General features: G+C 59.6%; 17 protein-coding genes. 9 read left to right on the top strand and 8 right to left on the bottom strand.

Going from position 1 to position 14,084, the window contains the following annotated elements; translation table 11 throughout:
• The first annotated feature begins 18 nt into the window (after window positions 1-18).
• From KGB29_RS17695 to KGB29_RS17680, 4 genes are all read left to right on the top strand, one after another.
• Entirely contained in the window at window positions 19-621 is a 603-nt protein-coding gene (locus tag KGB29_RS17695; protein WP_057713637.1) for a hypothetical protein, read from the top strand.
• Between the two features lie 120 nt (window positions 622-741).
• Window positions 742-1,419: a response regulator transcription factor gene (locus tag KGB29_RS17690; protein ID WP_046043028.1), complete on the top strand. Its 678-nt coding sequence runs from the start codon at window positions 742-744 to the stop codon at window positions 1,417-1,419.
• On the top strand, window positions 1,416-2,762 hold the full coding sequence (locus KGB29_RS17685; protein WP_150812149.1) for an ATP-binding protein: 1,347 nt from the start codon (window positions 1,416-1,418) through the stop codon (window positions 2,760-2,762). Before KGB29_RS17690 ends, KGB29_RS17685 begins: the two co-directional genes overlap by 4 nt.
• A 196-nt stretch (window positions 2,763-2,958) precedes the next feature.
• Window positions 2,959-3,714: a polysaccharide deacetylase family protein gene (locus tag KGB29_RS17680; protein WP_102669956.1), complete on the top strand. Its 756-nt coding sequence runs from the start codon at window positions 2,959-2,961 to the stop codon at window positions 3,712-3,714.
• 44 nt (window positions 3,715-3,758) lie between these two features.
• Here the strand turns inward: KGB29_RS17680 and KGB29_RS17675 are convergent, their stop codons facing one another.
• Entirely contained in the window at window positions 3,759-4,757 is a 999-nt protein-coding gene (locus KGB29_RS17675; protein ID WP_150812150.1) for an AraC family transcriptional regulator, read from the bottom strand.
• Window positions 4,758-5,095: 338 nt separating this feature from the next.
• Here KGB29_RS17675 and KGB29_RS17670 point away from each other — a divergent pair, with 338 nt between their 5' ends.
• The gene (locus KGB29_RS17670; protein ID WP_150812151.1) at window positions 5,096-6,430 is read left to right on the top strand and encodes a dicarboxylate/amino acid:cation symporter; all 1,335 of its coding nucleotides are present in this window, start codon (window positions 5,096-5,098) and stop codon (window positions 6,428-6,430) included.
• A gap of 144 nt (window positions 6,431-6,574) precedes the next feature.
• Window positions 6,575-7,756 (top strand): CaiB/BaiF CoA transferase family protein, encoded by a 1,182-nt coding sequence (locus KGB29_RS17665; RefSeq protein ID WP_150812152.1) that lies wholly within the window; start codon window positions 6,575-6,577, stop codon window positions 7,754-7,756.
• Between the two features lie 120 nt (window positions 7,757-7,876).
• On the opposite strand, the gene KGB29_RS17660 is transcribed toward KGB29_RS17665, so the two are convergent.
• Both KGB29_RS17660 and KGB29_RS17655 read right to left on the bottom strand, forming a co-directional pair.
• Entirely contained in the window at window positions 7,877-8,371 is a 495-nt protein-coding gene (locus KGB29_RS17660) for a SprT family zinc-dependent metalloprotease (protein WP_150812153.1), read from the bottom strand.
• Window positions 8,372-8,528: 157 nt separating this feature from the next.
• Window positions 8,529-9,131 carry a Yip1 family protein gene (locus KGB29_RS17655; protein WP_007988750.1) on the bottom strand — a complete coding sequence of 201 codons (603 nt, stop codon included), beginning with the start codon at window positions 9,129-9,131 and terminating at the stop codon, window positions 8,529-8,531.
• Window positions 9,132-9,413: 282 nt separating this feature from the next.
• On the opposite strand from KGB29_RS17655, the gene ttcA reads away from it, so the two are divergent.
• Both ttcA and KGB29_RS17645 read left to right on the top strand, forming a co-directional pair.
• On the top strand, window positions 9,414-10,238 hold the full coding sequence (ttcA, locus tag KGB29_RS17650; RefSeq protein WP_008051493.1) for a tRNA 2-thiocytidine(32) synthetase TtcA: 825 nt from the start codon (window positions 9,414-9,416) through the stop codon (window positions 10,236-10,238).
• A 122-nt stretch (window positions 10,239-10,360) separates the two neighbouring features.
• Complete coding sequence (locus KGB29_RS17645) at window positions 10,361-11,035, top strand: DNA-3-methyladenine glycosylase I (RefSeq protein WP_057713645.1); 675 nt, start codon at window positions 10,361-10,363, stop codon at window positions 11,033-11,035.
• Between the two features lie 89 nt (window positions 11,036-11,124).
• On the opposite strand, the gene KGB29_RS17640 is transcribed toward KGB29_RS17645, so the two are convergent.
• The 3 genes from KGB29_RS17640 to arsC are packed head-to-tail and all read right to left on the bottom strand — an operon-like array spanning window position 11,125 to window position 12,498.
• The gene (locus KGB29_RS17640) at window positions 11,125-11,550 is read right to left on the bottom strand and encodes a DUF2069 domain-containing protein (protein WP_102669951.1); all 426 of its coding nucleotides are present in this window, start codon (window positions 11,548-11,550) and stop codon (window positions 11,125-11,127) included.
• Between the two features lies 1 nt (window position 11,551).
• A complete protein-coding gene (gene wrbA / locus KGB29_RS17635; RefSeq protein WP_057713647.1) occupies window positions 11,552-12,148 on the bottom strand; it encodes an NAD(P)H:quinone oxidoreductase in 597 nt (198 codons plus the stop codon).
• Window positions 12,145-12,498: an arsenate reductase (glutaredoxin) gene (gene arsC, locus KGB29_RS17630; protein ID WP_102669950.1), complete on the bottom strand. Its 354-nt coding sequence runs from the start codon at window positions 12,496-12,498 to the stop codon at window positions 12,145-12,147. The genes wrbA and arsC overlap by 4 nt, the downstream gene beginning before the upstream one ends.
• 114 nt (window positions 12,499-12,612) lie before the next feature.
• On the opposite strand from arsC, the gene KGB29_RS17625 reads away from it, so the two are divergent.
• Window positions 12,613-13,080 carry a TlpA disulfide reductase family protein gene (locus tag KGB29_RS17625; RefSeq protein ID WP_057713649.1) on the top strand — a complete coding sequence of 156 codons (468 nt, stop codon included), beginning with the start codon at window positions 12,613-12,615 and terminating at the stop codon, window positions 13,078-13,080.
• Between the two features lie 89 nt (window positions 13,081-13,169).
• Here KGB29_RS17625 and KGB29_RS17620 read toward each other — a convergent pair whose 3' ends face one another.
• A complete protein-coding gene (locus tag KGB29_RS17620) occupies window positions 13,170-13,574 on the bottom strand; it encodes an META domain-containing protein (protein WP_057713650.1) in 405 nt (134 codons plus the stop codon).
• Window positions 13,574-14,008: a hypothetical protein gene (locus KGB29_RS17615; RefSeq protein ID WP_056728017.1), complete on the bottom strand. Its 435-nt coding sequence runs from the start codon at window positions 14,006-14,008 to the stop codon at window positions 13,574-13,576. Before KGB29_RS17615 ends, KGB29_RS17620 begins: the two co-directional genes overlap by 1 nt.
• Window positions 14,009-14,084: the final 76 nt, after the last annotated feature.

The raw sequence follows: 14,084 nt of genomic DNA, 5'->3' as shown, positions 1-14,084 counted from the left end.
ACATGAGGAAACTCCCCAATGACTGGATTCAAAAAACTGCTTCTGGCATTCACGGTTCTGAGCGCAAGCACCGCGGCTTTCGCGTCCGACGACAACTTCGCCAGCCTTACTCTTGGACAGACCAGCGACAAGGTTAAAAAATCCCACGCCCTGAACGACAACCTCAATCACCCGAACGCCGATGGCGTAATCGGCAAGGACACCACCTGGGGTGTTCGTCTGGGCCAGCAAAACACCAAGGGCCGCTACTACGCCACTTACGACAATGTGTCGGGCTCGCACAACGGCATTAAACTGCGTCAGGAAAATCTCCTGGGCAGCTACGATCTGTTCTACCCGGTGGGCGCTAGCACCAGGCTGTTCGGTGGCGCCACGGCCGGCCTGACCAAAATGACTCAGGAGTCGCCAGGCTTCAGCCGCGACAGTGATATCGGCTACGCCATCGGTGGCCAGGTGGGTGTGCTGCAACAGGTTTCGCAAAACACCTCGGTTGAACTGGGTTACCGTTACCTGCGCAGCAACGCCAGCACCGAGATGAGTGAGCGTGGCGGCAGCAAGCAGGGTTCGCTGGACCTGACCAGTAGCGCCCAGACTTACCTGTCCGCCAACTACGCTTTCTGACAAGCGCTTCGTGAACGGCCTGCGCCGGATCAGCCCGAGTGACTGATCCGGCGTTGCCATGTTAGCTCTTGAGGTGCGACGTTGCGCCTCTGGAGATGTTGATTTGCCCGGGAGAGCAATATGAAATTGCTGGTCGTCGAAGATGAAGCGCTGCTGCGTCATCACCTGCAAACCCGCCTGACGGAGAGCGGCCACGTGGTCGAGTCCGTGGCCAACGCCGAGGAGGCGCTTTACCAGACAGCGCAGTTCAACTTTGACCTGGCGGTGATCGACCTCGGTCTGCCGGGCATGAGCGGGCTCGACCTGATCCGGCAGTTGCGCTCAGGTGGCAAAACCTTCCCGATCCTGATCCTCACCGCGCGCGGTAACTGGCAGGACAAGGTCGAAGGCCTGGCCGCCGGCGCCGATGATTATCTGGTCAAGCCGTTTCAGTTCGAAGAACTGGAGGCCCGCCTGAATGCCTTGTTGCGACGCTCCAGCGGTTTCACCCAGTCGACCATCGTCGCTGGCCCGCTACTGCTGGATCTGAATCGCAAGCAGGCGTCCCTCGACGAACAGCCGCTGGCACTGACCGCGTATGAGTACCGCATTCTCGAATACCTGATGCGTCACCATCAGCAAGTGGTGCCCAAGGATCGCTTGATGGAACAGCTCTACCCGGATGACGACGAGCGTGATCCGAATGTGATCGAGGTGCTGGTCGGCCGTCTGCGCCGCAAACTGGAGGGGCCGGGCGGGTTCAAACCGATCGACACCGTGCGCGGCCTGGGCTACCTGTTCAACGAGCGTTGCACTTGATCCGTTCGCTGCGCATACGCTTGATGCTCGCCGCCACGCTGTTGGCGGTGTTGTTCATGCTGGCGTTGCTGCCTGCGATGCAGGGTGCCTTCAGCCTGGCGCTGCAGGACTCCATCGAGCAGCGTCTGGCATCCGACGTGACCACGCTGATCTCGGCCGCCCGGGTGGAGAACAACAGCCTGCAGATGCCAGCGCAATTGCCCGACGAGCGCTTCAACCTCACCGACAGCCGATTGCTCGGCTATATCTATGACCGTGAAGGGCAACTGGTCTGGCGTTCGAAGGCGACCCAGGAAGAACGCATCAACTACAAACCGCGCTACGACGGACGTGGCAGCGAGTTTGCGCGGATCCGCGAAGCCAATGGCCAGGAGTTCTTCGTCTACGACGTCGAGGTCAAGTTGCTCGGCGGCAAAAGTGCAGCCTTCAGCATCGTGGCGTTGCAGCCGGTTCGCGAGTACGAACTGACCCTCGAAGGCCTGCGGGAAAATCTCTATCTGGGTTTTGGCGCGGCACTGCTGGTGCTGCTGGCGTTGCTGTGGATCGGCCTGACCTGGGGCTTGCAGGCATTGCGGCGCTTGAGCCAGGAACTGGACCAGATCGAAGGTGGCACCCGCGAAAGCCTCAGTGAGGAACATCCCCGGGAATTGCTGCGCCTGACCGGTTCCCTCAACCGTTTGCTGCATAGTGAGCGTGAGCAGCGCAGTCGCTATCGTGATTCCCTCGACGACCTGGCTCATAGCCTGAAAACGCCTTTGGCGGTGCTGCAAGGCGTCAGTGAAGACATGGCCCAGCGTCCCGAGGATCGCGATCAGGCCTGGGTGCTGCAAGCCCAGATCGAACGCATGAGCCAGCAGATCAGCTACCAGTTGCAGCGCGCCAGCCTGCGCAAAAGCGGCCTGGTACGTCATCAGGTGCATTTGCGGCCGGTACTGAAAAGCTTGTGCGACACGCTGGACAAGGTTTACCGCGACAAGCGCGTACACGTCGCGTTCGATTTGCCCGACCCATGTTACGTACCGATCGAGCAGGGCGCTCTGCTGGAAATGATGGGCAATCTGCTGGAAAACGCCTATCGCCTGTGCCTGGGCGAAATACGCATCAGTGTGCGTGAAACCCTCAGCGGCACGCAGTTGTGTGTCGAGGACGACGGCCCTGGCGTACCACAGGATCAGCGCGCACGGATTCTCGAGCGCGGAGAACGGCTGGATCGCCAGCACCCGGGGCAGGGTATCGGCCTGGCGGTGGTCAAGGACATCATCGAAAGCTACAGCGCCAAGCTGACCCTGGGGGATTCACCGATGGGCGGAGCGGCGTTCCGGATTTATTTTCCGGCGGTGTGAAGGGGTATTTGATAGCAGTCTTTTCGGGCTACAGGCATCAAGCGTTAAACGACCGGCAACAATATTTTGTTGGCGTTCAGCCGTTTGGTGGCAAGTAATAAGCCTCGCCTTATTAACGACATGCACACGCAGAGTCTGAGTTGGTTGCATGAGGGGATAGGGGCTGAAGCGTTACAAGCCACCAAAGGAGATAAAGATGGAAAGGAAGAAAGTTTGGCTGACGTTTGACGACGGTCCTCGGCAAGCACAGACCGAAACCGTGCTGGAAACACTGGCGCTGTTTGATATCAAGGCAACGTTTTTTATTGTTGGCAATCTTGTTGCCAGACATGGCGAGCGTATCAAGCGCATCCTGGGCGAAGGGCACCGGATCGGCAATCACACTTACGATCATCTAAGGCTGGTCGGCCAGGACAAAGACACCATCATCGATCAAGTCAAAATGACGGAACAGGCGCTGACTCCCTACCAGCAGCCGGACCTGATCATGAGGCCGCCTTATGGCGCTCACGACGCGATGGTCGATCGCACTGTCGCCGAGTTGGGGTATCGGCAGGTTCTCTGGAACGTGGATACCCTGGACTGGAGCAGCAACTACCAACCGGGGGGCTGGGTATCCCATGGTGTTGAGCAAATAAGGAAAAGAAAGAATTCCATTGTGCTGATGCACGACATTCATGCGACCACGGCCAATAATCTTGGCCGGTTCATCGGACAAGTAAACCTGCTGGGCGATGTGGACTTCGAGTCACCGGCCACACTGGCGATTGCGCCGGTCAGTCAGTCGAATATGTATGTGGTTGTAAGGGGCGATACATTGTCCACAATTGCCAGAGAGTTTTATGGTGATGCTGCCAAATACCTACTGATCTTTAATGCGAACAGGTCGGTGCTGGATCATCCAGATAAAATTTACCCTGGCCTGTCACTGATCATCCCGCCTTTAGGGTAAGCGTTCGCCAAATCTGGACGGGGTGTAACGCGGGTGCTGAAAATTCAGTTCTCCTGCGCCCGATAAGCCCCCGGCGTCAGCCCCGTCCATTTCTTGAACGCCCGGTGAAACGCCGACGGCTCGGAAAACCCCAACTGCTCGGCGATCTGTTGCAACGACAGGTCAGCGCGGCTCAGGTGATAAATCGCGATGTCCCGGCGCAACTGGTCCTTCAATTCCTGAAAGCTGGAACCCTCTTCCCGCAAATGCCGGCGCAAGGTCTGCGGGCTGATGTGCAGGTGGGCGGCCACGGCTTCCAGGTCGGGCCAGTGTGAACTATCGCGACTGAGCAAGCGCCGCAGGCGGCTGCTCAAGCTGTCGCCATCGTCCGGGCGCGAGAGCAGGTCGGCGGGGGAGCGTTCGAGGAAATGCTTGAGGGTGCGTTCATCCTGCAACAACGGCATGGCCAGGTAGCGGCTGTGAAACAACAGGCTGCTCTGGGGCCTGGAAAACTCAAGCGGACAGGAAAACAGCAGGTCGTACTCGGCGCCGTGTTCCGGCCGGGGGTAGCTGAGCGTGGCCTGTTCCAGGCGAATGCGCTGACCGATCAGCCAGCTGCCGAAACGGTGCCAGATCACCAACAGGCTTTCGCTGAGGAAATGATCCGGGTCCCAGAGCTGCGAGTCGTCCAGGCTCAGGCGCACCCATTCATCTTCACGGCTCAGGGTCAAACGCGGCGCCCCGGGGAACAGGCTATAAAACAACAAGCCGCGATGGAGTGCCTTATCCAGGCTGCGGCAATGAATCACGGCATGGCACATCATTGCGAAGCTGCCCGGCCTGCTTGGGGCTTGCCCGAACCCGAGGTACTCGTCGTCCAGTGCCAGCCATAACGCCTGGATCAGTTGGGTGAATTGCTCCGGAGCGATGCGTGCCCGGGGTTCGTCCAGCAACTCGGGGCTGATTCCCAGTTGCTGTAGCAGGCCCGAATAGTCGTAGCCGTGCCGACGCGCACCACCCAGGGCGGCGCGGGCGAAGTGACTGGCGATGGTACGTTCGCGCATGGCAGCAGATCTGACCGTTGATCGACGGATGTTAGCTGCGCGCCGCGGGCGTGAACAGGGCGGATATCCGCCAAATTGCAGGACGACTTTCATTGTGTGGGCGGAAATCCGCCACATGCTTGTACCCATTCGGTGACAGGGAATTCGCTGCAACCCCAGATATAAAAAGGCTTGCAGGGATTTTACGGAAGGTGGCACGGGCCTTGCGATACAACGAGCAGATGCCTGCCGTTGCGCAGCTCGAAAAAACAAATCCCTCCAGTGCAGGAGGGTTCGCAATCGCGGTGTTGCGGGCAACAGCTGGATGTTGTCACCGGGCACCTTTGAGGAACTTTGCAATGACGACTCGTCAGCCACTGTACAAATCCCTGTATTTCCAGGTGATCGTTGCAATTGTCATCGGTATCGCGCTCGGTCACTACTATCCACAGCTCGGTGTGGCTGTTAAACCACTGGGTGACGGGTTCATCAAACTGATCAAAATGATCATCGCACCGATCATCTTCTGTACCGTTGTCAGCGGTATCGCCGGCATGCAGAACATGAAATCGGTCGGCAAGACAGGCGGCTACGCGCTGCTGTACTTCGAGATCGTTTCGACCATCGCCCTGCTGGTCGGTCTGGTCGTGGTCAACATCGTGCAGCCGGGCAATGGCATGCATATCGACGTTGCCACTCTCGATGCCTCAAAGGTTGCCGCTTATGTGGCGGCCGGTGCTGACCAAAGCGTCGTCGGCTTCCTGCTGAACGTGATCCCGAGCACCATCGTCGGCGCCTTCGCCACCGGCGACATCCTGCAAGTGCTGATGTTCTCTGTGATCTTCGGTTTTGCCTTGCATCGCCTGGGTGCCTACGGCAAGCCGCTGCTGGACTTCATCGATCGCTTCGCTCACGTGATGTTCAACATCATCAACATGATCATGAAGCTCGCGCCAATCGGTGCCTTCGGTGCCATGGCTTTTACCATCGGTGCCTACGGTGTCGGCTCGCTGGTGCAATTGGGTCAGTTGATGGCCTGCTTCTACATCACTTGCCTGCTGTTCATCCTGATCGTGCTGGGCGGCATTGCCCGCATGCACGGCTTCAGCGTTGTGAAAATGATCCGCTACATCCGTGAAGAACTGCTGATCGTGCTCGGTACTTCTTCTTCGGAATCGGTGCTGCCACGCATGCTGATCAAGATGGAGCGTCTGGGCGCGCAGAAATCTGTCGTGGGTCTGGTGATCCCGACCGGTTACTCGTTCAACCTCGACGGTACCGCCATCTACCTGACCATGGCTGCGGTGTTCATTGCCCAGGCAACCGACACCCCAATGGACATCACGCACCAGATCACCCTGCTGGTGGTGTTGCTGCTGTCGTCCAAGGGCGCTGCGGGCGTGACCGGTAGCGGTTTCATCGTACTGGCTGCCACCCTGTCCGCCGTGGGCCACCTGCCGGTTGCCGGCTTGGCGCTGATCCTCGGTATCGACCGCTTCATGTCCGAAGCCCGTGCCCTGACCAACCTGGTTGGTAACGCCGTTGCCACCATCGTTGTGGCCAAGTGGGTCAAGGAACTGGACACCGACGTGCTGCAAGCCGAACTGGCTTCTGGCGGTCGTGGCATTGCCGACGAGCCTAAAGACGATGTTTTGGGCCACGTCGAAGAGGTAGCCCCGGCTACCGCCAAGTAAGCCTGGTCCTGATGAAAAACCCGCTTCGGCGGGTTTTTTCATGCCCGGTGCTTGAGCGTAACGGTCACTGCACGTGGCGTATAAGGTGATTGCTGCAAAGCGATCGGCTGCCTAGGCTGTGGACATCGTCAAGGGAGAATGCTCATGCTCGGTCCACTGGCATCACTCAAGGTTCTGGATTTCTCGACATTGCTGCCGGGGCCGTTCGCCTCGTTGCTGCTGGCGGACATGGGCGCCGAAGTGCTGCGCATCGAATCGCCGACCCGGATGGATTTGCTGCGGGTGTTGCCGCCCCACGATCAAGGTGTGTCAGCCAGTCATGCTTATCTCAATCGCAACAAGCGCAGCCTGGCCCTGGATCTCAAGCAGCCTGAGGCGCTGGAGGTGATCAGGTCGTTGCTGCAGGACTACGACATTGTGCTCGAGCAGTTCCGTCCGGGTGTCATGGAGCGTCTGGGCCTGGGTTACGAAGCCCTGAAGGCGATCAATCCGAGACTGATTTATGTGTCGATCACCGGCTATGGCCAGACGGGCCCCTACAAGGACCGCGCTGGTCATGACATCAACTACCTGGCCCTGTCCGGGCTGGCGAGTTACACCGGCCGAGCCGACACTGGGCCGTTGCCGTTGGGCATGCAGGTGGCGGATGTCGCCGGTGGTTCGCTGCACGGGGTGATTGGCTTGCTGGCGGCAGTCATCGCCCGACAGCAAACCGGGCAGGGCCAGCACCTGGATGTCAGCATGACCGACTGCGCGTTCAGCCTGAATGCGATGGCCGGTGCCGGGTATCTGGCCTGCGGCGTCGAGCCGGGACCGGAAAACCAGGTGCTCAATGGCGGCAGCTTCTACGATTACTACCGCTCCAGGGATGGGCGCTGGCTATCTGTGGGCAGTCTGGAACCGGCATTCATGAAGCAGTTGTGCGCGGCGTTGGGGCTGGAGGAGTTGGCCGGCCTCGGCCTGTCACCGCAACCGGCGCATCAGCAACAGCTTAAGGACGCGCTGAAGGTCGAATTCGAAAAGCATGACTTTGCCGAGTTGCGGGCGCTGTTCGCAGAGCTGGATGCGTGTGTCGAGCCAGTGTTGAGCCTGGGAGAAGCGCTCGGTCATCCGCAGTTGCAGGCGCGGGAGTTGGTGGCCGACGTACCTCGTGGCGATGGCTCGACCCAGGCGCAGATGGCTTGTCCGCTGAAGTTTTCGCAAGGTTTGCCTGAGCCCAGGCATATTGGCGCGGCGCTGGGGCAGCATACGGATCAGGTGTTGGGAGAGTTGGGGTTCAGTGCTGAGCGGATCGAGCAGTTGCGGCGGGCCAAGGCGATTCTTTAGTGCCTGTCAGGCCGCCATCGCGAGCAAGCTCGCTCCCACACTGGGTTTGTGTCACGCCACAGATTCCCTGTGGGAGCGAGCTTGCTCGCGATAGCGGCAGCACAAACACCGAAAATCCAACTACTCGACCCGCATCTCGCCACTGAACACCAACGTAGTGCGGCACCGCCGACACAAATACCGCCGTCCCTGCCGAACCAGGCTGTGGCGCTGTGCCGAAAACGGGAAGTCGCTGTCGACGCACGGGCACTTGTAGATGTAGCGGGTCACGCTGCGGCGTTTGACGTCATAGGTGTGGCAGCGGTTGGGTGGCAGTTCGTACACGCCGCGCATGATCAGTTGCCACTCTTCACCATGGGGCTGGATGCGGTCGCCGAACAGTTGGTGGGCGATCAGGTGCGCGACTTCATGGGCCACGGTCTGCTTGAGGAAATCTTCGGTGTTTTCCCGGTACAGCTGCGGGTTGAAGCGCAGCAGGTTCTCGTGCAAATGCGCGACACCGGCTTTTTGCCCGCGCAGCTTGAGGCTCACCACGGGGCGCTTGAAAGGTCGTTTGAAAAAGGATTCGGCTAGTTGGAAACAGTCTTCGACGCGGGTATTGAGTTGCTCGGGCATGCTTGATGGATCTCCAGAGCGGTCGAGTATGCCGCAACCCTCGGACCTTGCGAATCACCAGGTTGCCGAATGGTCGTGTGCGTTCTCGTTGCTGAAGAATGAAAAGACCGCCTTGCGGCGGCCTTTGTCGGCAGTTCTGATTTTCAGTGATGAGCGGCTAGCTGGTGTAGACCGGGCCCACGCCGAGTCCCCAGACAATTACTGTGAACGCCATGATGGCGACCAGCACCACCAGGCCTACGGCGAGCACCGAACTTGAAAACAGGAAGCCCTCGTCAGATGGAATGTTCATGAATGTCGGCAAGCCCACATACAGCAAGTACACCGTGTAGCAGATCGCTGCGGTACCGACGATCATCCCCAGCCACAGGTGCGGGTACAAGGCGGCGAGGCCGCCGATGAACAGCGGTGTAGCGGTGTAGGTGGCAAACGCAATGCAGCGGGCCAAGCTTGGGTTGGCGTCATAGGTGCGGGCCATCCAGTGGATGAAGGCGCCCATTACGGCCACACCACCGAGCATCGCCAGGTACGACATGACCGTCATCCATATCGCGCTTTCTACGGTCAGCATTACGGGAGGTCGATTGCCGATGACCCAGCCGACCTGTGTGGTGCCAATAAAGGCAGACACGGCGGGGATCGCCGCCAGGATCAGCGTATGGGTCAGGTACATGTGGCTGATGCTTTCCTCCTGGTCGCCACGGATTTCTTTCCATTCTTGGTCAGGGTGGGTGAAGAGCCCCACTACGTGATGGATCATGCCAGTCACTCCTCTTGTTTTTACCGTCGCCCCCCAGTGGAGCGCCTACGGGCCAATGCGGCCAAGCAAGTCATAGGTCTGAATTTGTATGTGACCTTATGTCGCAGTATAGGGAGGAGTTTCCCCAGAGGGAGTAAGGGCTTTAGAGCAAATCGCGCTGTAAACGCAGTTGTTAATCGCCGCAGGGTCTGTGGCGAACAGCCCTTTTGGCGAGGCACTTCGCCCCTGAGGCGTTTTTGCGTAAAATGCCGGCCTTTCGTCACACCTCACGGATTTCGCGTCATGGGCACTCTCACGGTCAACCAGAACAAACTGCAAAAGCGCCTTCGCCGACTGGCCGGTGAGGCAGTTGCCGATTTCAACATGATTGAAGACGGCGACAAGGTCATGGTCTGCCTGTCCGGTGGCAAGGACAGCTACACCATGCTCGATGTGCTGATGCACTTGCAGAAGGTCGCGCCGATCAAGTTCGAGATCGTGGCCGTGAACATGGACCAGAAGCAGCCGGGTTTCCCGGAGCACGTGCTGCCGGCCTACCTCAAGGAACTGGGGATCGAGTACCACATCGTCGAGAAAGACACTTACTCGGTGGTCAAGGAACTGATCCCGGAAGGCAAGACCACCTGCTCGCTGTGCTCGCGCCTGCGTCGCGGCACGCTCTACACCTTCGCCGATGAAATCGGCGCGACCAAGATGGCCCTCGGTCACCATCGCGACGACATCGTCGAAACGTTCTTCCTGAACATGTTCTTCAATGGTTCGCTCAAGGCCATGCCACCGAAACTGCGCGCCGACGATGGTCGTAATGTGGTGATCCGCCCGCTGGCCTACTGCAACGAAAAAGACATCCAGGCCTACTCGGACTTCAAGCAATTCCCGATCATTCCGTGCAACCTCTGCGGTTCCCAGGAGAACCTGCAGCGTCAGGTGGTCAAGGAAATGCTGCTGGACTGGGAACGCAAGACCCCGGGCCGTACCGAGAGCATTTTCCGTAGCCTGCAGAACGTGATCCCGTCCCAACTGGCGGATCGCAACCTGTTCGACTTCACCAGCCTCAAGATCGACGAAAGCGCCGCATCGCGCTTCGTCAACGTGGTCAACCTCTGACCAAACTGTGGGAGCGGGCTTGCTCGCGAAAGCGGTGTGTCTTCAGCATTGATGTTGGCTGACACTACGTCTTCGCGAGCAAGCCCGCTCCCACAGGTTTTTCGTTTACCTCAGGAGAGGGCATGCGCGACTACAAGTGGCTGAATGAGTACTGCTTGAACCGCTTCGGTTCGGCGGCAGAACTGGAAGCCCATCTGCCCGTTCCCAAGACTCCCGCGCAACTGCGCAAGATCAGCGACGATCGCTACCTCTCGATGATGGCGCTACGGGTGTTCCGCGCCGGGCTCAAGCACAGCCTGGTGGATGCCAAGTGGCCGGCCTTCGAAGAGGTGTTCTTCAGGTTCGACCCGGAAAAAGTCGTGCTGATGAGCGCCGAGCACCTTGAGCGCCTGATGCAGGACACGCGGATCATCCGTCACTTGGGCAAGCTCAAGAGCGTGCCGCGCAATGCGCAGTTCATACTGGACGTGGCCCATGAAAAGGGCAGCTTCGGCGCGCTCATCGCCGACTGGCCGGTGACCGATATCGTCGGGCTCTGGACCTTCCTGAAAAAACGTGGACATCAGTTGGGCGGGCTGTCAGCCCCGCGCTTCTTGCGGATGATCGGCAAGGACACCTTTGTACCGAGCTATGACGTGGTGGCGGCGCTGAATGCGCAGGACATCATCGACAAGGTGCCGAGCAGTCTGCGCGACCTGGCGTTGGTGCAGGACGTGTTCAACCAGTGGCATGAGGAAAGTGGCGGGCGGCCGATGAGCCAGATTTCGATGATGCTGGCTTATACCGTCAACCATTAAGACCGCGTCGCCCCATTCGCGAGCAAGCCCGCTCCCACATTTGATCGCATTTCAAATGTGGGAGCGGGCTTGCTCGCGAAGGCGTCAGGTCAGGCGATAGAAATCTCGCCCTCGCCAGCCAGCTTGCGATTCAACTGATACCGCCAGCGCACATACAACAGCGCCGAGCAAAACACCGCCAGACTCGCGCCCATCTCCAGCAAGCCGAAGACTTGCCGGTTCGGGTCATAGGCAGCCAATGCGCCCTTGATGAAGTACAGGTTCACCACAAAGCACATCCACGAATGCCCGCGAGGGCTGCCGACGATCATCCCCGGTGCCAGAATCAGCAGTGGCACCAGTTCGATCAACAGGATCACCCAGGGGCGTGCCCCATGCAGATCGGCAATCGCCAGGTAGTAAACACACAGCAGTCCCACCAGGCCGAAAAAGCACAGCAGGCTGATGGCGCGCATCGCCTTGACGCGTGGTTCGAGCCATTCGAGGGCGGGCAGGATCTTCGGCTTCTTGGCCACCTCAGCTCTCCAGTTTCTGTGCGGTCTTGGCCAGGCGCAGACCCAGCGCGCGACACAACGCCACTTCATGGGCATCCAGACCGCTTTTGCCGTCGGCGCCGGCGTGGTGGCTGGCGCCGTATGGCGTACCGCCGCCCTGGGTTTCCAGCAGTGCCGACTCGCTGTAGGGCAGGCCGGTGATCAGCATGCCGTGGTGCAGCAACGGCAGCATCATCGACAGCAGCGTGGTCTCCTGGCCGCCGTGCAGGCTCGCGGTGGAGGTGAACACACCCGCCGGTTTTCCCACCAGGGCGCCGGTCAGCCACAGGTTGCTGGTGCCGTCGAGGAAATACTTCAGTGGTGCCGCCATGTTGCCGAAGCGGGTCGGACTGCCGAGTGCCAGGCCGGCACAGTTCTTCAGGTCGTCGAGGCTGGCATACAGCGCGCCTTCGTCGGGAATCTCCGGCGAAACGGCTTCGCACTCGCTGGAAATCGCCGGCACCGTGCGCAGGCGGGCCTCAAGCCCGGCCTGTTCGACACCACGGGCGATCTGCCGGGCCATTTCGTTGGTCGAGCCGCTGCGGCTGTAGTACAGAACCAGAATGTACGGTGCACTCATGGCAACAGTTCCAGGATCTGCTCCGGTGGGCGGCCGATGATGGCCTTGTTGCCGACTTCGAGAATCGGTCGTTCCATCAGTTTCGGGTGGGCGGCGATGGCAGAGATCAATTGCGCTTCGCTCAGGCTGCTGTCGGCCAGGTCAAGGGTCTTGTACTCGTCCTCGCCGGTGCGCAGCAGTTGCCGGGCGCTGATCCCGAGTTTACCCAGCAGGCTCTGGATCTGCGCGGCGTCCAGCGGGGTTTCCAGGTAGCGGACCACGGTCGGGGTCAGGCCACGGGCTTCAAGCAGTTCGAGCGCACCGCGGGATTTCGAGCAGCGCGGATTGTGATAAAGCGTCAGATCGGTCATGAGCGGGTCGCATCTTGCGTAAGGTGGCGGCTATTCTAACTGTGCAGCGCGCAATCCAGAACCGTAAGAGGCGATGGGTCGCAGGTGCATTCAATTTTTGACAAGGAACACGACATGACAAGGCGACTGGCAGCAGCATTGGCGATCATCGGAGCGTTGATGCTGGGGGGCTGCGGTAATGACTATGGCATCGACCAGGACGGCCACAAGATCGCCGCCGACCGACTGGACGGCAAATGGCTGGTCCTCAACTACTGGGCAGAATGGTGCGGGCCTTGCCGTACCGAGATACCGGAGTTGAATGCTTTGGCTGAGCAGCTCAAGGACAAGAAAATCGGTGTGTTCGGGGTCAACTTCGACAATGTTCAGGGGCAAGAGCTGAAGGACGCGAGCGAGAAGCTTGGGATCAGGTTCACCGTGCTTGCCCAGGACCCTTCCGAACTGTTCGAGCTGCCGCGCAGCGAAGCATTGCCGGTGACCTACATCATCGATAACAAGGGCAAGGTGCGTGAGCAGTTGATGGGTGAACAGACGGCGGCGGGGGTGATGGCGAAGCTTGAGGCGTTGCAGGCGAAGAATTGATCAGATGATCGTTTTCATTGTGGTCAGGGGCTTTTTGTGGGGAGGGGGCTTGCCCCCTCCCCACAGGTTTCACCGTGCTGAAAGGGCGATCAACCCTCCTCGAGCCACCAACGCAACGGCTTGCCTTCGGCTGGCCAGAAGCGTATCTGCTCGATCGGGGAGACGTCCCAGCGCTGGACGTTTTCCAGGGCCTGAAGGAAGCGTTTTTCCTGTTCCATCAGTGCCGGCGCGCACAATTTGCGGGTGCTGCCGATTTTGCCGAAGGTCAGTTTATCGCCATCGAGGGTGTACGGCGCGAACCAGTGGTTGCAGCCGCCATTGCCGTAGGCCCGGCCATCTTCGTCTAGGGTGACGGTCAGGTGGCTGTAGTCCATCAACGGCCGCTCGCCGATCCACTCCAGAATGTAGCTGCGGTTCTGTTGCAGTTGCACCGGCTCGGCGGCGCAGCCCAGCAGGCCGGCACCGACCATGGCGGTCAGAGCGAGGCCTTTCATCACGCAGGCTCCTGGCATTTCGGGCACAGGTGTTTCTCGCCAACGCTGGTCCAGCCCAGCTCGGCGATCCGCGCGGTGGCGGCAGGCTTTTCGGCCTTGTTGCCCAGCTTGGCATCGACGGCAAACTCGAAGCTCAGCTCTTTGGCACAGCTGTCACAGTTCACTTGCCAGGTGTGGATGGCCAGTTCGCCGAACACCGGGCCACTGGCTACCGCGACCCATTGGCCGGGCGGGTTGATCAGGTGGCGAACCGTTTCGACGGTCAGGCGCATGGACAAGTCCTTGGCACCCTTGAGGGTCACAACCAGCACGTCATTGTTGCGAATCGAACCACCGTTGCCGGTGACTTGATAGCGCCCCGGCACCAGGGCGCGGCATTCAGTGAGGGTGTGTTGCGGGTTCATCAGGCTGTAGCGGAAATCGTGTTCGACCATGGGTCCTCCAAATATGCGCGATATGCTAGCACGGGCTTGTACGCCGCATCGCGCAGGTAGATGACCTTCGATCCGT

The sequence above is a fragment of the Pseudomonas sp. BF-B-30 genome (genome assembly GCF_019956305.1).
Classification (GTDB): domain Bacteria; phylum Pseudomonadota; class Gammaproteobacteria; order Pseudomonadales; family Pseudomonadaceae; genus Aquipseudomonas; species Aquipseudomonas jessenii.
Note: the sequence above shows the minus strand (reverse complement) of the source record. Positions and strands in the feature narration are given on the sequence as shown.